Origin of the sequence: Macrococcus armenti (genome assembly GCF_020097135.1) — a bacterium.
GTDB classification, from domain to species: domain Bacteria; phylum Bacillota; class Bacilli; order Staphylococcales; family Staphylococcaceae; genus Macrococcoides; species Macrococcoides armenti.
The window spans coordinates 1,663,429-1,680,984 of the sequence record NZ_CP083608.1 but is presented as its reverse complement, the minus strand read 5'-3'; the positions used below and the strand labels follow the sequence as shown (position 1 = coordinate 1,680,984).

The following is a 17,556-nucleotide window of genomic DNA, read 5'->3' as shown; positions in this document are numbered from 1 at the left end:
GAATGAATATTAAATTAAAAGATACTACATACGAATTAGACTTAGGAATCGGCTTTGCATTAGCGCTAGATTCTAAATATAAATTTAAGCAGAACGTTATGAACGATTTAGACGCTGAATTCGGATTAGGCGTACAGATTCTTTACGGGCAATTATCGGCAGTAAGTATTCAAGCGATTGTAGAATTCTTTAAGGCCGGATTAACTGACGTTAAAACGAAATCTTATAGCGATAAAGACCTTAATAAAGCGATTCAAGAGTTAGCGGTAGAGGCAGGCGGATTCGCTTCATTGGCACAAGAGTGTGTCGAGGCGTTACAGAACGTGGGTTTGTACAATCACATCTTCGAGGCAGTCGTGCAGACGATTCCGAACGAAGAATAAACGAAACAACACGCGAAGCAGAAATCGCAAACAAGGAAGCTAACCGATTTACTTACGCTGAACTGTTTAGCGACTGCTACCGTTATTTAGGCATTAACGATGTAAACGTAATTAAGCGTATGACTATTGCAGAATATAAAGCGCTTAGGCACGGATCGTTACTGCGATACATAGACGAATTAGAAACGATGTACACGCAAGCGTATAGTACGGCAATGGCCGGTGGTTTCGATAAAGATGGTAAACCGCTGATTAAATCGTTCAAAGATTTATTCGATAGAAAAGACGTTGAAAGACGTTTATTAGGCGATTTAGACATCGTTAAGAAAGAGCCGGTTAATTCAGAAACCGTTGAGAAGTTTAGGCTATCGAAAGAGCGCGCAGAAGACATTCTTAACGGAATAATCACGGGAAGGGAGGACGATTAATGGCGACTAAGTATACGATATCTGCGGATTTAACCGCTAATCCTACTGCGTTTGTAGCAGGTTTTGCGGCGGCAGAGGCAGCGATGAATAAGTTTAATAAGAACGTAGTAAATAGCGCTAAAGCAGCGGAGGCTAGTATGGGTAACATCCGTAATAGCGCACGAACTATGGCAGGCGGTATATCCGATGCAGATACGGTTATTAATAGAACTTCGGGTAGAATGCGTGACTTAGGCGATGCTACAGACGGTACTTCTAGCAAAATGAACGCTACTGCTGCGGCAATGCGAGGTACAAGCAGCGGATTAAATTCGATTGGAAGTAGCGCTGATAATGCGGATAGAAAGGTAGTGCGCTTAGGTAACAGTTTTAATAGCGCAAGAAACTACACTAGAGCGTTCGGAGATTCGGTAGAGCCTACGATCCAAAGCGCTAGAAACTTATCTAACGAAATGGATAACGTTGCTAATACGTCTGCTAACGTAGCGAAAGGTACAAACGAAGGCAAGAACGGTATGAATGCGTTCAGTAAATCGACTGCACTTGCGGCTAGAGACTTAGACCGTTTCAATCGTCTAGGACGAGGTCTATCGATGACTATGCTCGGTATTAGCGCAGCTATTGTCGGTGGTATTGGAGCGTCATTATATACGTTCACTCAATACGAGCAAGCACTCGCAGGGGTAGCGAAGACAACGAACGCAAGCGCAAAAGAAATGCGTACATTTGATTTAGCGTTTAGAAAGATGGCAAGAAGTATGCCGGCGGCTTACGAAGAAATCGCACAAGTTGCGGAAACGGCAGCGCAGTTAGGCGTACAGAATCAGAACATTACGAAGTTTACCGATACGATGATACGTATGGGAACGTCTACGAACTTAGCGGCAGAAGACGCAGCTAACGCTTTATCCCGAATGATGAACATTATGGGAACGAGTCAAAGCGATGTAGATAGATTCGCAAGTACAATCGTTAAGATGGGTAACGTATCGGCTGCTACCGAGCAAGACATCGTTAATATGGGTATGCGTATTGCCGGTATGGGTAAATCGTTAGATATGTCCGAAGCCGATGTTGTAGCGCTTGCTACGTCATTATCTGACCTCGGTGTAAGAGCGGAGATGGGTGGCTCGGCAATCAGTACGATTATGTCGAAGACTGCGTCTGCAATCGAGCAAGGGTCGGATAAAGGACAGAAGTGGGCGGAAGTCATGGGTATGTCTATCGGAAAGGTTAAGAAACTTTTCAAAGAAGACGCTTATGGCGGATTAATACAAATGGTTAAAGGACTCGAAAAGGTTAAGGAATCCGGAGGCAACCTCGATAAAACGTTACGTGACCTCGGTATTAACGAGATACGTCAATTAGACGTAATGAAACGTTTAACAGGTAACTCGGAGAAATTAGCGCAGGCACAACGAACTGCTAACACGGAATGGAAAGTTAATAACGCCTTAATGCAGGAATCGACAAAACGATATGAAACGTTCGGCTCGCAAGTAAAGATGGCGTGGAACGGTATAAAGAATATCGCAGCTAATGTCGGTGGAGCATTCGCTAAATCGGATAGTGACGCGGCAGGCTTTATTCTTAATATCATTAATAACCTCGAAAAGCTGACGGATAAGTTCTTCGATGCAGAAGGCAATATAACGAGGTTTGGCGAGAAGTTCGTTGAAACTACGAAAGCAATCGCAGGAGTATCGGTAGTTCTCGGTGCTACGGCAGCAGCGTTTATGATGTTTGGCACGGGTGGGGCGGCAGTAGTCGGCGCTATAGGAGGATTAACTTTACTAGGCGCAGCAGCAGTTAAAATCGGTAAAGACTTCGGTATCGGTGCAGACGACGTAGAAAAGGCGATGTTAGAAATCGATAACTCGCTATCGTCAACGACTTCAAATAAAGCCGAGAAGTTCTTACGTATGCGTGACGATATTAATGGCGCTATGGCTGATATCCGTATTCGCAGTACAGACGAAGCACGTAAGACTAAAGCCGAAATACTTGCGGAAGTTGACTCGCTTACTAACGAAGTAATCAACGCAATTAATGCGAAAGAGAATCAGATTCTTGCGATAAATAAACGCTTAGTTAAATCGGCAACAGGTGCGGAGAAAGAAGCGTTAAAAGCGTCTGTAAGCGAGATTAAGGCGCACTACGAGAAACAACGTCAGATGGCAGTAGACGCACAATCTACGATTACTAAGACGTTAAATTCTGCGTATAGCGAACGTAGAAAATTAACATCGTCTGAATACGCAACTATTTCGAATATGTTTGCCGGATTAGACAAGTTGTATTCAACGCATGTGTCTAAGAGTATCGACGAGATGGGGTCGTTGTCAAGAGCGTTTGAAACTTTCGATAAAAATACGAAGTTTGAAACGGTGCAGAAGAACGTAACTAGCTTTGCTAAGGAAACCGCTAAAGCAATGGAAGAACTAAATAAAGGTTTCGAAAAGCAAAAGAAAACGCTTGAATCTTCGGGATTACCTGCGGAAGAACTAGGGCTTCATTTGGCGGCTTTACGTCGTGAGTATGACGAGAATAGATCGTCGTTACTCGGTAATTTAGACGTTTACGAAGAAAGCGCTAAGAAACTACATAAGAACGTTGATGCTACGAAAGGCTTATCTAAAGAACAACAGAAATTACTCGAGACTGCTTCGTCATTAAAGCAAGAGGCCGGAGCATATAACGCTAAACTAGATAACTACGCGGCTAACGCTAGTAACGTAACGATAAAGACACAATCACTTGCTGACGCGGCTAAGAACGCTGCAAAAGAGATGGAATCATCTAAAAGCGCAGCAGATAAAGCAGCACAAGCGTATCTTAACACGGCTAAGAATTCTATAACGCTAAAAGACGCTTTCGGCGTTATGAAGAACAGTTCTAAAGAAGCTGCCACGGCAATGGGCGAAGGTTTCGTATCTTCCGTTGAAAACGGTATTAAGATGGTTGACCTCGGTACTGCCGGTAAGATGAAACTTGACGAATTCGTTAAAGGCGTACAAAGCGGTAAAGTAACGGTAGAACAAGCAGCAGTAGCGCAAGTTAATGCTATGCGTGCAAGATTAGGCGAAGGCTCGTTATCTCCGGAAGGCGAAAAGCAGATGCAGTCGTTCGTAAACGGATTACGTTCGGGGAGTATGCAACTAACGGATATTGCGAATCAACTCGGATTAAACCTTAAATCCGGTATGAAAGTCGATTTAGGCGACGCAGGTAAGGTATCTGTAGAGTCGTTCGTATCCGGTCTAAAATCGGGTCAATACGGTGCAGTAGAATTAATGGCGTTCTTCCAAAGCACGCTCAAAACTGCGTCAATAACGGATTTAACTAATTCGGGATCACAAACGATGCAGACGCTTAAAGCCGGTTTAGAGTCGGGATTAATTTCGGCAGACCAAGTCATGTCCGGACTAAAAGGACGACTTAAAGCGAATGCAAGCGTTGACTTGATGGGCGAAGGTAAGGTAACGCTAGATTCGTTAGTTGCCGGATTTGAAAGCGGTAAGTATAGCGCAGATACGTTTATGTTCGGATTGCGTGAACTATTAAAAGCGAATGCAAAGACGGACTTAACTTCGGAAGGTAACGCCACTATTAAATCGCTTGAAAGCGGATTATTCTCGGGTATACCGGGATTGCAGACGCAATTAGAAGGCGTTAAAACGAGCATAACATCGTCTATGGATACGATTAACTTATCGACACAAGGCGGTAAAACAATGCTTACGTTCGGTCAAGGTATCCAAGCGCTTAGCGGCGTACCTAAAGGAGCGGCCGTTACTGCAAGCGGACAAGTCGAGTTAGAACTCGGTAGCACTACGGACGGAGGCGGAGGTCAGAACGCTATGAACTCCATGAGCGCAGGCCTTAATCAAGGTCAACCGCTTATCCTCGGTCATGCTACCGGAATCAGAGACGGTGTCGCTAATATGCTCGGATTAACTACTGACGGAGACGGCGGTAAGAAAGCGACAAGTAGGATGGCTAACGACATTACAGACGGTGGTAATACGGCTAAAAGCGCTGCTAGTGGCGCTAAAAAAGGCGTAGAGTCTACGTTAGGATCGACGAATGACGGTGGTGGCGGTAATAAAGCCGGCAGTAAGTTTGCTAACGATTTAGCGAATAAGCAAGGCGCAAGTAAAGGCGCAGCTAACTCGAATAAGTCTGCGGTGGAACGAATGCTTGGTAGCGCTAACGACGGCGGAGGCGGTAAGAAAGCCGGTAGCATGTTCGTTAGTGGCGTTCAAGGACAAGCCGGAGCAGCACAAAGCGCAGGTAGTAACGTATCAAGTAGCGGTAGAAGTGGATTGTCTTCGAACAGTAATACGTACGGACTCGGACAAGACTTCGGTAGTGGATTCGTAAGTGGTATTCGTTCGTTCATAGGCGCTGCTATCGACGCTGCTGCTTCACTTGCAAGAGCGGCATTAAACGCAGTTAAATCTGCACAACGTTCTAACTCGCCTGCCAAAGAAACGATTGCACTCGGGGGAGACTTCGGGGACGGTTTCGCATTAGCAATCGCAGATAAATCGGACATAGCAGCAAAGGCAGCTAAGACGATGGTTAATTCTGCAATAAACGCAGCTAACCGAGCAAACACGGGACTAGACGTTAATGGCGCAATGAACTTAGATGCAAACGCTGCAAGACGTGATTTAACACGATTAAATAAGGCAAGCGCGCAGCAGATTAGTAATAACGTAAATGTAGACGCTAATCCAAGCGTTAGCCGAGTAGAGTTACGTGTAGTTGCGGATCAGAAATGGTTACGCACGTACGTAAACGAAGAAAATGCGAAGGACGAAGCGCTATCTCTAATGGGATAGCCTCGCGTTCCTTTTAAAAGGGGGTCGTTAAATGGACTTAGAGATTACGAAGAAGAACGGAGCAAAATACCGATTATCTGATTACGGAATCGTTAAGGATATTATCGTAGAAAGTCCGGAGGTTATTCTAAGGCGCAGGCAAGTACCGGGAAGACCGGGTGCGATAGACTACGGAATGGACTACGGAGATAAACGTATCAAAGTCGCGTTCAAGTTTAAACACGAGCATAACATCGATTACGCTAATCTGCGTGACGAGTTATACGGATTCTTGCTCGATGAAGATTCGTACTTTATACAGGAAAAGCGTTCTAAGGACGAATGGCGCTATGAATTCGTAGACTTCGGGCAAGCACCGATTAATAACTACGGATTAGCAGGCCATAACGTAAGTGGATACGGTTGGCATGTACGACTAGAAAACGCAATCACACCGGAACAGGTCGTCAAAGGCGGAGAAATCGAATTAGTATTCGTTACTGCCGGACTGCCTTTCGGAGAAACAACGTATACGACGATGGATTTACATAGTACGGGATACGACGAAAACTTAGACGTATATGGAACGGCAGATAATATTGATTTCGATTATACGAACTATTCGTTTACTACTTCGACCTTTACGATATGGAATGCAGGCAATGCAGCGGTGCAGCCGGAGACTATGTACGTAGTTATCACGGTAAGGGGATTAACCGCTGCTAAATCGTTCACTATCCGCAATAATTCTACAGGCGATGTATTTACGATTACTAAAGCGTTATCTAGCGATACTTTAGTGCTTAACGGCATCAAGCCGACAGTAAACGGGATTAACGTATTTCGTAATACGAATATGCAGGCGATAAGCATTAAGCCGGGATTTAATTCGTTTACATTGTCGGGTGGAACGTTTAGTAGCGTGGACATCGATTTTAGATTTTATTATAAATAACGGAGGAGATTAAATGGCGACAAGACATATATATTCCGGTCGTGGTAATCGTGATAATGTTAACGGGGTAAATGCGAATTTTAAGTTTTTATGGGATAACGATTCCAGATTAGAGTCCCTTATACAAGACGCAAAGGCAAAAGCTAAAAGCGCCTATGATTTATGGTTGGAATCCGGAAACACAGGTACTATTGAAGATTTTTTTGATAGTTTAAAAGGTGCTAACGGCGAAGACGCTAATATAGATTTCATAACTTCGGGAAAAAATATTTTTGACCCGAGAAATTTAGAGGTTGGTCGTATTGGAACTAATGGCGCTGTTTATGTTGTGGATACTCACAGAACTACGCAATATTTACCTATAGAGCCTTCTACGACTTATTTTACAAATAAGACGATGTATACCGGTCAATACGACACAGACATGATTTTTATTAAATATCTGTATGTACCTGCTAATAATACATTTACCACCGAATCTAATGTAAAGTACATGCGTTTCGGCGTTGGTGCTAACGATATAAACACTATTCAAATTGAAAAAGGATCTATTGCAACTCCATACGAGCCGTTTAAAAGAGTGTTTACAGGCATATCTTTAAGTGAAGTTGACGATGCAAGAACTAGTACTACAAAAAATATAACATACTCAAATTTATCATCGCGTATTGCAGAAATAGAAAAAGATGTTTTAGAAATTGACCCTACTTCGATATCGGCAACTGACGAACAAGCGGAATCTGTATTTATAGCAGAAATGAACAAAAAAGCATTAACTATAGGGATGAGCAGGGCGAAATGGCAAAACGCAAGTGGCCTTACTGCTCCGGGACAAACATCAAACGCAAAAGATTTAGCTTTGCTATTAAGATACACTTTTAACGTCCCTTTGATGTTAAGTATTTGGGGTAAAAAAACTTATAATGTCGATATTAAGGGTGCGAACGCTAGAACTATTCCTATAACGACAACGGTTACAGATACGGCATTTGAACAAGAATACGAAATATTAGGTGGTAAAACGGGTACACTAGGAATTATTCGAAATTTAGCGGTATTGGCTAAACATAAAACTACCGGTAAATTAATTGCGGGGGTAGTCATAAAAACTGACGACGATAGGTGGGTTGCTTTAAAACAAGCATTTGATGCAGTTATAAATGGCACAACTTCAACGGATACAATAAGCGCTGATGGGGCTTGTGCTTTTTTAGTGCAACAAAATAGTAATTTAAGGTTGTGGGAAACCTTTGAGCCGGAGTTAGACAGGCCTAACACCGCATTACAATCGCCGGCTTCTATAACTAAATTATTGACTTGTATCACTGCTATAGAAAGCGGTATAAGTTTAGATACGTCATTTAGTTACATTGAAAGCGATATGACAGATGCATCTACAACAGTGAAAACCGGAGATATAATAACTTTGAGAGATGCTATGTTCTTTGCGATGTTAGCCTCTAATAACACGTCGGCTAAAGCGATTGGGCGAATAGTCGGGCATCATCTTATTAAAACAAGAGGGAATGTTTAGTGAGGCCGTGTAACAACAAGGAGGCGGAATAAATGCTTATAATTAACGACCTATCCGGCAATCCTTACGCAACAACTGCGACATTCACAACGAATAAAACCCGTAATGGCGATATTATATTAACCGCAGAAATATACGAAATACACGGCGCTAATCTAATCGATATCGACCGTATGTGGACGATCACGCACGATAGAATTGAGTATCTCGTTTTATTCGTAGAAAGAATAACCGAAGGCGATTCGTTCTATATCGAGATTAAAGCAGTTACTCGTATGCTATACGAATTAAGTAACGGTATTATCCACGAGCAGACGAAAGCTACGATGGAGTTATCGACTACATTCGGTAAGATATTCGAAGGTACTTCGTTCAAACTTGTGGTGGCCGCGAGTACATCGTCCTTCACATACGAAGAATTCGGCAACGGCGCATATAAACTTGACGAGTTTAAAAAAGCGCTAGATAACTATGGTTGCGAATTCGAAATCGTAGATAACCTCGTATATATCCGCGATAAGATTGGCTCGGATACAAACTACGTATATAAACGAAAACTAAACGCATCAGACGTAAAGCAAGCAATAGACGCTAGTTCGATAAAGACGTACATTCGTGGATATGCGAACTATAACGAATCAAAGACGCATTATACTAAGGCGCTGATTAAACGGGAGTATACGTCTCCCTTAGCTGCCTTGCTCGGAGTTAATCCGGAGAAAGAGCCGATTAAACTTCCGAAGTTGAAAGACCAAGCGAAGTTAGACGCAATGCTAAAGAAGGCCGTCAATGAATCGATGATAATATCGTTTGAAGCGAATCTTCACGATTTACGAGCGAACGGTAGCACGACTAACGTTCCTAAACTCGGAGATAGAACGTTCTTGCTTGACGATAGTCTCGATTTAAAGACGGAGATACGCGTTGAATCTATCGAAGAAAGCTACGATATTAATGGCGATTTAATCGACTGTAAGATAACATTTGGGTCGCCTAACATTCGACAAAGACAGGCGGCAAAGGTATCGAGTTTAAACGGCGTAGTCCGTGATATCATTCAAGGCCGCAGACAGTTATCGTTTGCCGTGCTAGATGACGTAAGTAAAGCGATGGTAACTACGATTCAGAACGTAACGTCTGACTTAATATTCGACGAGAACGGTATTACTGCGATAGATAGAATGAACAGTAACCTATTTATGCGATTAAACAGCGCAGGTATGTATTTAAGCGAAGACGGTGGATTGACCGGACGTACTGCGATTACTGCACGAGGTATAACGGCAGATGCGATTACAACCGGCACTATGATTGCAGACCGTATCATGGGCGGAGTATTAAAGGATTTCTTCGGTAACTTCGAATGGAATCTCGGTACAGGGCGATTTTATATAGGTAATTCAACGCTAGTATACCGCAATTCCGGTAACGCTGCGGTGTACGGTAGTGCAGGATACGTAGCAGGTACTCTATTCTCTAACGAAGATGGCACTAATTATCCGTCCATTGTGATTGGTACGTCTCCTAACATAGGAACTACGCAAGACCCCCGTATGGATCCCAATCACGCTGGATTTGCAGGTGTACGAGCGTTTAGCAATCCTAGCACGGGTGACTCCGTTGAACTTATTGGAGATACAATAGAATTCCGGAATAGGGCGGGTAAAGTATCGAAGGAAAAGGCTATGTTCACGTTTAAGAACGGCGGTGTAGAGTTAGGCTCCGCTAATACGAACAAGTTTACAATTAAAGCTACTCATTTAAACGGTATGCGTGTATATTCTAACGCATTAACATCTCTTGACGGCAAAAACGGTATAAGTTTTGGCTCTAACGGAGAATTGATATTCCTAGTAAACGGTAAATCGTACGGTGCAATAGACGTTATAAATAACGCAAACTTTACGTAATAAGGAGGCGAAATAAGTGAACGAACATCAAATTAACTACGAAACTACATCGAAATTATTAGCGGAGAAGGTAGCTAAACTCGAGTACGAGAACGCTATCTACGTATCCGTTATTGATGATTTACAACGTCAGTTATCGGAAGATAACGGTAAAGACGAGTTAAATCTTTTAGGAGGCGATAAGTAATGGTTGAAACGTTACAGATACGAAGAACTCCAAACAATGAAACGGATTATCTTATTGCTACGATACTAACCGATCATGGAACGGAATTCATTGCGGTTAACTTAGACATCGGCGTTGCTAAAATCGTTAGTGAACCCGAGATAAACGACCAACTACCGAAGATAGTCGATGTTACTGCACCGCAAGAAGAAGTCGTAACAGAATCGGAGGTTATCGTATGATAAAGCTAAACGTAGGAGAACGGGTATTAATCGAAATGCCCTTCTCCGAAATGAAATCGCTAGTCGGTACGATGTTCTTTGCGACAATGCTACTAGGCCGCTCAATACTTTTCTTTACGGCAAACGACGACATGATTGCGGATAGTCCGTGGTATGCGTTATTAGACAGTATTGCAGACTTATCGTATTGGGGAATAGCGCCTTTATTCGCGGCCATTATTCTATTCGTTAGTATGTTCTCTAAATCGTTTGCGGGTCAAGTCGGTTTCGCTATCGGTAACTTACTTGCGTTTTCTGTTTACGTAGTATTAACGGCTACAGGCGCGGAGCAAGGTTTAAATTGGTATACCGCTTACACTAATATCGTGTTTGCGAATTATCACATGATTATGACCGTGTTAGGAGTGTATCGTATATGGACGATAAAGAGAATGACTACGTAACTAGAGCGCACTTAGACGCTGAAATAAACGAGATACGTAGAGATATAAAACGCATAGACGGTAGCTTCGAACGGTTGGAATTGATGTTCGGTTTGATGAAAGAGACGTTTGAATCGCTAACGGATAATATGCGTAGAATGGCAAGCGCACAAGAACGTACTAACGAAGAAATATCGAAGATGGCCGTAAAGCAGACCGAATTAGAACTGCGACAGAAACACGTAGAAGAAGACGTTGACGAGGTGGATAAGCGGTTGGAAGAGATTGGCGCGGCTAAGCAAACGTACATAAGCGACGTATTCAAGCTAGTCGGTATCTTTACCGGCGGAATACTTACGCTATTAGGTACGATTATAACCGCAGTAATGACACTATTTAATTAAACGAAAGGGTGTATAAGGTGGATAATAACGAAGTAATCATCGGTGGAGCAATCGATAACGAGGAGATATCGCAAGAAACGACTACTTACGAGCAGGACATCGTTAAGGAGGTTGAGGCCGAAGCAGTAACGGACTTCATTAAGCAGATTGCGTATATGATCGTATCACTTATTCCGGTGCTTGCCGGCTTTGGCTTTTCATACGATTGGCTGAACGAAGATACAGTTACGCAGGTATCAACGGCAATAATTACGATTGTTAGCGCAATAATAACGCTTATCGGTATCTATAAGAATCACTTTAGCGGTAAGAATGCAAAGGCGCAGAAGATTGCGTTAAAGAAGAACGGCTTAAAATAAACGAAATATAAACGAAAGAAGGACGATATTAATGGCGAAAACTAGAATCGGAACATGGAACGGAGTACCCGTGTTTCTCGACTTACTTCCGTTTGGAACACGTCGTACAGGACGTAAGCTAGATAGCGGTAAACCTAAGTTTGCGGTATTCCACGATACAGGAAATCCGAATACTACTGCGCAGGCAAACGTTAACTACTATAAGAATACGTATAACATCGATTGGTCTGCGACTGCTTCTGCACATTTATTCGTAGATGACGTAGAGTGTATCGTATGTATTCCGTTAGACGAGAAGGCGTGGCACGTACTTTATAATACGCCTACTGATAACGCATGGTACGGAGATGACGCTAACGATATCGCGTTCGGTATCGAGGTATGCTACTTCTCGAATCAAGCACGCTCACGTAAATCGTTAGATAATGCGGCAAGAGTCATGGCTGCGCTATGTAACGACTATAAGATTAATCCGACAACACACATGCCCGGCCACCAAGATATTCAATCGGATAAAATCGATCCGGGTAACTTGCTTGCTGCGTGTGGATACGCAAGAAACCGTATGGATATTATCGATAAATTAGTCGTTAATTATATGAAGGGTAACGTACCTAGCGTTCCTGCACCGGTTAAGAAGGACGATAAAGCAGTTAAGCCGGCAGCAGTAAGCGTACCTAATACGTATAAGATTAAACGCGGAGATACTTTATTCGGCGTAGCAACGAAATACGGACTTAAAGTAAGCGATGTTATTGCGTGGAATAAAGGCGTTAATCCGAAAGCGTTAAAGGTCGGACAGGTAATAAACCTCAAAGCGCCTAAAGTGAAGTTTAATAAAGCGATTCAACGTGGAAGAAGTACAGGCGCTTATGCCTCGGGTACAATCGATAGTTATGGCGCAGACATTCGTGCTAGACGAGGTAACCGATTGAAAGGGTTTAACTTCAATACACGAGTAGGCCGTACGCTTAAACCGGGAGAAACTGTATACATCTTCGAAACTTTAAACGGTTGGGGTAAGATTTATACGGGTACTAACGCAGGAGTAGACGGAAATCTTTGGGTGTATTTAGACCGCGTTAACATTAATGAGGTATATAAATAGGAAGAAAGTCTATCCGGTATTATATCGGGTAGGCTTTTTTATTGCGAATTATTCGTCTATTTAATCGAATTATCGGATATTCGTCTATATAATCGAATCGATATTCTGCGTGTGAGGATATCGGGAATAAAAACGAACACTACCCGATTTACCTTGACGATGTATCTAGCGAGGTTTATAATAGTCAGAGGCGTATTAGTCGCGTATTTACGTAGTCCAACGCCATGAAAACGAATCCATCGCCTAAGTAAGCGACTGAAACTCGTATGAAAACTTGTGATAGCGCATGTTATAGCGCCACCGTGGCGGAATTGGCAGACGCGCCGGACTCAAAATCCGGTTCCTCACGGAGTGTCGGTTCGATCCCGACCGGTGGTATACAAAAGCCTCTAAACATTGTGTTTAGAGGCTTTTATTTATAATACGTTCATATGTCTGCTCTGTAATTTTTGTGAAGTGATTCGATGGGATGGACTCGATAATATTCATCGCTTTTGTAATATAATCACGTGCACCTTCATTATTACCTAATCGTTCTTCGTTTAATGCAAGATAAGTATATTTCTGGGCATGTACACTTACGTCGGCAAGTGCCATAAACTTTGTGTCAGCGTCATCGCTTTTTAAAATGGTAATTGCGCTATCATATTGTTGTAAGTTATAAAGTGCAATGGCTTTATAAATGCTCCAGAAGTCATTGAAATTATCGTTTACTTGTTGCTGGTATTGATCGTGCTTTAACAAAGTATCTTTTTGATCCAGTAGGTGTAACAACTTATCATATTGTTTGTTAAAGAAGTAATAGATGATTTCCGTTGTAAATATATCGAAGTTTGTCTGAAAGTCATCTGGATTTAGCTGTTTTATATGGTTAAACTTTTTATATGTGTCTTTATACTGGACTTCATCCTGATTCAATATATACATGACGCATAATGATTTATAGATAGGTGTCAGATGTTTGTATGTTTTATTCTCAATACATTTTTCTTCTGCAAGTTTAAAGTATTTAATGCAGTCATCAATATCGTAGTTCTGATAACAAAAAGCACCTATAGAACTGAGCAAATTTGGAATGATATTCGGGTTTGTAATAGATAAATCATCTTTATATGTTTCATACGTTGTAATCGCATGCTGTAATGCTTTTTCGTAATCTCTTACGAGGTAAAATATGTTTGCATAATCTCCTTCAACATCGATTAATGCATTAATATCATCATTGTCAGCATAGATTGATTTTGCTATGTTCATATATTTCACAGCGCTATCAACATCTTTAATGAGCGCTTTCGTAAATGCATAATGCTGAAATATAAACGCACCTTTTCTGTTATGCTGTATTTCATTAATAACAGGTGAAACGAGTGCATCAATTTCTTTTTGATGAGATATGTTCGGTACTTTTAAAATTTGTTTGATTTCATTATAAATATTATTTGTTGTAACTTCGCTACCATCTTCGAGTAGCGCACTAACAGATGTATCTAAACGTTCAGCAATATATTCTAAACTTTCCATTGATGGATTGTTTTTGTTGTTTTCAATAAGACTTAACATGCCCTTTGTCATATAATCTCCGGCAAGCGTCGCTAATGTCATATTCTTTTCTTTTCTTAAATTTCGGATTCTACTTCCTAACGTATTCATTATTTCCCTCCATGTGTTTAATTGTATTAAACTTTTGTTTGCATTTCAAATATTCTTTTTATATAATAAGTTTAATTAAATTAAACAAAGGGGAGATTTGATGGCACAAGAAATAAAACAGTCATATCGTCAAATGGTTATTTTAATTTTAAGTGGGATGATTTGTGTTTTAGGGGTATCTATCTATAGTTTTGGTATTAGTTTCTTTATATTATCTACGACGGGTTCTGCTAAGTTGTTCTCGTTTAACTTAGCAATCGGTGTTATTGGTCGTATAATGGCGACACCTGTATCAGGATACTTAGCCGATCATTATAATCGAAAAAAGGTTCTAGTATATGCAATATTTGCAGAAGCACTTGTTGTTTCATTATTGCTGTTATATATTCATTTTCTCGGTTTTCATATTATTGCATTATATATTACGACGTTTTTAGCAAGTTACATCTCAAGTGTAAGCAGTCCAAGTATGTTATCTGCCATGCCGAATATCGTTCATGAAGATCATCTGCAAAAAACGATGGGGTATAATTCTACAGCGACAAGTTTATCGATGCTGCTCGGTCCAGTTGCTGGTGGATTAATGTATGCCATCGTGTCTAAGGAAGTTTTCATTTTGTGTTTTATCACTGCATATATCATTGCAGGTATTATGATGATGAGCTTAAATTTTAATTTATTCAAAAAGACTGAAAGCACAGTTCAGAATAATAGTGAGAATGTTATGCAAAGCTTTAAGTTTGGCATTCGTTATATTTGGCATCATCCGATATTGCGAACGCTTATCATTTTATTCATGTCGCTTAATTTCTTTATGTCGTGTGTTAATATCGGTATGAGTAAAATTATTATCGGTCATTATAAAGCAAGTTCTCAGATGATGGGGATATTAGAAGCAGCATTTAGTGTCGGTATACTTGTTGGTGGCTTAATTATCGGTTCTCAGAAGAAATTTCAATCACCATTCCCGATATTAAAAGGTGGTTTAATTGTAACATCCGTATGCATTATGATTATCAGTATTCCATTATTCATATTTGATGAATTATGGGTAGTGTATTATACATTTATGATAATCGGTTTTATCGTAGGTATATCAGGTCAATATGTGAATACCCCTGTTATGCTGTACTTTCAGGAAAGCATTGAGGAAAATGTAAGGGGGAGAATATTCTCTGTTATCTTTTTAATCTCGCAACTGTTAATGCCTATCTCTTACGTCATCTTCGGCGTTATATTTGACTTTGGATATTATGCCATTACATTTTTCGTTTGTGGCGCGATAAGTTTACTGCTCGTGTTAAGTGCGATGAATAAGACTTTTAACAAAAAAGTAAATATGCAGTATTAATATTTAAAGCCAGAGGATGATCCTCTGGCTTATTATTATTTAATTTCATCTTTAGTTGTAATAATTTTGTTTACGATGCCGTATTCCTTAGCTTCTTCTGTGTTTAACCAGTAGTCACGCCCTGTATGCTGTTCTACTTCCTCAACAGACTTACCAGTTTCACGTGCAATCAGTTCATTCAGTTTAGAACGTGTTCTAATAATTTCACGTGCTGTAATTTCCATGTTAGATGCTTGACCTTGTGTACCGCCGCTCGGTTGGTGAATCATAAAGCGTGTATTCGGCAATGCGTAACGATTTTCTTTCTTGCCTGATAAGTAAATCAATACACCAGCACTTACTACCCAGCCAGCACCGATGATGTTTACTTCTGGCTTGATGAAGTTAATCATATCATGAATTAAATAACCAGAATCAACGTGCCCACCTGGTGAAGAGATAATTAAATTGATAGGTTCATCACTTAAAGATTCAAGTAACAGTAGTTGATTAACAACTTCTTTCGCTACTTCGCTATTAATTTCTCCTGAAATGGTAATTGTTCTTGTATCTATCATTTTTTGAAGCATAAGTTCTTTCATATCGTTCGTCATTGATTCGTCCTCCTCTATTCTATTACTTATATTTTATTTTATTGGTCAATTTAAGTCAAAGAATAGACATTTATTTTTTATTTATTATTTTTATAGATTTATTTGTATATGCAATTATAATGGAGTAATGTTATTGTAAAGATTACGAAAGTATGGTGAGGAAATGAAGTTAACACCGAAGCAGTTTTTTATGAATATATTAAATGGGATGGCCGCAGGGATTGTCGTAGCGCTCGTTCCGAATGCGATGCTTGGTGAACTGTTTAAGTATCTCGCACAGTATAATGATGTGTTTATTAGGTTAGGGCATCTTCTGATCATGTTCCAGTTTACATTAAGTTTGCTTGCTGGGATAACGATTGGTGCGCAGTTTAAATTCAATGCTCTCCAGACAGCAATATTATCTGGCGCATCATTGTTAGGATCAGGTGCATTGCAGTTTAACGGAAAAGGGTTTCAGTTTGTCGGTATCGGTGATCTTATTAATATGATGCTGACAATAGCTATTAGTGCTGCAATTTTAATTTATGCAGGGAATAAGATGGGGAGCTTAAATATCGTATTCCTGCCATTAATTGCTGGAATTCTTCCTGGTTTTATCGGTAGTTTAACACTACCTTACGTTAAGTCGGTGACAGGTGCACTTGGCAAGATGATTGAACAGTTTACAGAACTTAATCCGTTAATGATGTGTATACTCATCGGGATTTCATTCAGCTTATTAATGGCAACGCCGATTTCACTCGTTGCGATTGCAACGGTCATAAGTTTATCCGGTCTTGGAAGCGGTGCAGCAAATTTAGGTATTGTTGCATGCTGTTATACATTTATATTTGGATCACTTAAAGTGAATGATCGCGGAACTGTGTTAACACTCATTATTGGTGCAGCTAAAATGATGATGCCGGTTTATTTCAAACATCCGATTATCGCATTACCACTACTCATTAATGGTTTCATTGCAGGGTTATGTGCATATTTCTTTAATGTACAAGGCACACCGATGTCAGCTGGATTTGGTTATACGGGTTTCGTTGGTCCGATTAATGCACTTAGATTTATGGAAGGTAGCATTGGTGCGAATATATTAAGTTTATTGCTGGCGTATGTCATTATTCCATTACCGATTGCTTTTATGACACATATAGTGCTAAAACGCATTCTTCGTAATTATAATGATGCACTCTATAAGTTTACACCTCAGCAATAATAAGAAAAGTCACGA

General features: G+C 40.7%; 16 protein-coding genes and 1 tRNA gene. 15 read left to right on the top strand and 2 right to left on the bottom strand.

Annotation, left to right across the window (positions count from 1 at the left end):
- Positions 1–2 precede the first annotated feature (2 nt).
- The 13 genes from LAU42_RS08840 to LAU42_RS08780 all read left to right on the top strand — a co-directional run bounded on the left by LAU42_RS08840 (position 3) and on the right by LAU42_RS08780 (position 13,115).
- On the top strand, positions 3–383 hold the full coding sequence (locus tag LAU42_RS08840; RefSeq protein WP_224183235.1) for a tail assembly chaperone: 381 nt from the start codon (positions 3–5) through the stop codon (positions 381–383).
- On the top strand, positions 302–811 hold the full coding sequence (locus LAU42_RS08835; RefSeq protein WP_224183234.1) for a hypothetical protein: 510 nt from the start codon (positions 302–304) through the stop codon (positions 809–811). Before LAU42_RS08840 ends, LAU42_RS08835 begins: the two co-directional genes overlap by 82 nt.
- Entirely contained in the window at positions 811–5,658 is a 4,848-nt protein-coding gene (locus tag LAU42_RS08830; protein ID WP_224183233.1) for a phage tail tape measure protein, read from the top strand. The genes LAU42_RS08835 and LAU42_RS08830 overlap by 1 nt, the downstream gene beginning before the upstream one ends.
- A 31-nt stretch (positions 5,659–5,689) precedes the next feature.
- Entirely contained in the window at positions 5,690–6,592 is a 903-nt protein-coding gene (locus LAU42_RS08825) for a phage tail domain-containing protein (protein WP_224183232.1), read from the top strand.
- Positions 6,593–6,605: 13 nt separating this feature from the next.
- Positions 6,606–8,126 (top strand): D-alanyl-D-alanine carboxypeptidase family protein, encoded by a 1,521-nt coding sequence (locus tag LAU42_RS08820; RefSeq protein WP_224183231.1) that lies wholly within the window; start codon positions 6,606–6,608, stop codon positions 8,124–8,126.
- Between the two features lie 32 nt (positions 8,127–8,158).
- The gene (locus tag LAU42_RS08815) at positions 8,159–10,036 is read left to right on the top strand and encodes a phage tail protein (protein WP_224183230.1); all 1,878 of its coding nucleotides are present in this window, start codon (positions 8,159–8,161) and stop codon (positions 10,034–10,036) included.
- 16 nt (positions 10,037–10,052) lie between these two features.
- Complete coding sequence (locus tag LAU42_RS08810) at positions 10,053–10,223, top strand: hypothetical protein (RefSeq protein WP_224183229.1); 171 nt, start codon at positions 10,053–10,055, stop codon at positions 10,221–10,223.
- The gene (locus LAU42_RS08805) at positions 10,223–10,444 is read left to right on the top strand and encodes a hypothetical protein (RefSeq protein WP_224183228.1); all 222 of its coding nucleotides are present in this window, start codon (positions 10,223–10,225) and stop codon (positions 10,442–10,444) included. The genes LAU42_RS08810 and LAU42_RS08805 overlap by 1 nt, the downstream gene beginning before the upstream one ends.
- A 50-nt stretch (positions 10,445–10,494) precedes the next feature.
- Positions 10,495–10,887 (top strand): hypothetical protein, encoded by a 393-nt coding sequence (locus LAU42_RS08800; RefSeq protein ID WP_224183227.1) that lies wholly within the window; start codon positions 10,495–10,497, stop codon positions 10,885–10,887.
- A complete protein-coding gene (locus LAU42_RS08795) occupies positions 10,860–11,270 on the top strand; it encodes a hypothetical protein (protein ID WP_224183226.1) in 411 nt (136 codons plus the stop codon). The genes LAU42_RS08800 and LAU42_RS08795 overlap by 28 nt, the downstream gene beginning before the upstream one ends.
- A gap of 17 nt (positions 11,271–11,287) precedes the next feature.
- On the top strand, positions 11,288–11,629 hold the full coding sequence (locus LAU42_RS08790) for a phage holin (protein WP_224183225.1): 342 nt from the start codon (positions 11,288–11,290) through the stop codon (positions 11,627–11,629).
- A gap of 31 nt (positions 11,630–11,660) precedes the next feature.
- On the top strand, positions 11,661–12,737 hold the full coding sequence (locus tag LAU42_RS08785; RefSeq protein WP_224183224.1) for an N-acetylmuramoyl-L-alanine amidase: 1,077 nt from the start codon (positions 11,661–11,663) through the stop codon (positions 12,735–12,737).
- Between the two features lie 296 nt (positions 12,738–13,033).
- A tRNA-Leu gene (locus LAU42_RS08780) sits at positions 13,034–13,115 on the top strand.
- A 24-nt stretch (positions 13,116–13,139) separates the two neighbouring features.
- Here the strand turns inward: LAU42_RS08780 and LAU42_RS08775 are convergent.
- Positions 13,140–14,387, bottom strand: coding sequence for a helix-turn-helix domain-containing protein (locus LAU42_RS08775; RefSeq protein ID WP_224183223.1), 1,248 nt, complete (start codon positions 14,385–14,387; stop codon positions 13,140–13,142).
- Positions 14,388–14,487: 100 nt separating this feature from the next.
- Here LAU42_RS08775 and LAU42_RS08770 point away from each other — a divergent pair, with 100 nt between their 5' ends.
- Positions 14,488–15,738, top strand: coding sequence for an MFS transporter (locus LAU42_RS08770; RefSeq protein ID WP_224183222.1), 1,251 nt, complete (start codon positions 14,488–14,490; stop codon positions 15,736–15,738).
- A gap of 35 nt (positions 15,739–15,773) precedes the next feature.
- Here LAU42_RS08770 and LAU42_RS08765 read toward each other — a convergent pair whose 3' ends face one another.
- Entirely contained in the window at positions 15,774–16,349 is a 576-nt protein-coding gene (locus LAU42_RS08765) for an ATP-dependent Clp protease proteolytic subunit (RefSeq protein WP_224184787.1), read from the bottom strand.
- Positions 16,350–16,494: 145 nt separating this feature from the next.
- On the opposite strand from LAU42_RS08765, the gene LAU42_RS08760 reads away from it, so the two are divergent.
- Positions 16,495–17,541: a PTS sugar transporter subunit IIC gene (locus LAU42_RS08760; RefSeq protein WP_224183221.1), complete on the top strand. Its 1,047-nt coding sequence runs from the start codon at positions 16,495–16,497 to the stop codon at positions 17,539–17,541.
- The last annotated feature ends 15 nt before the right edge of the window (positions 17,542–17,556 follow it).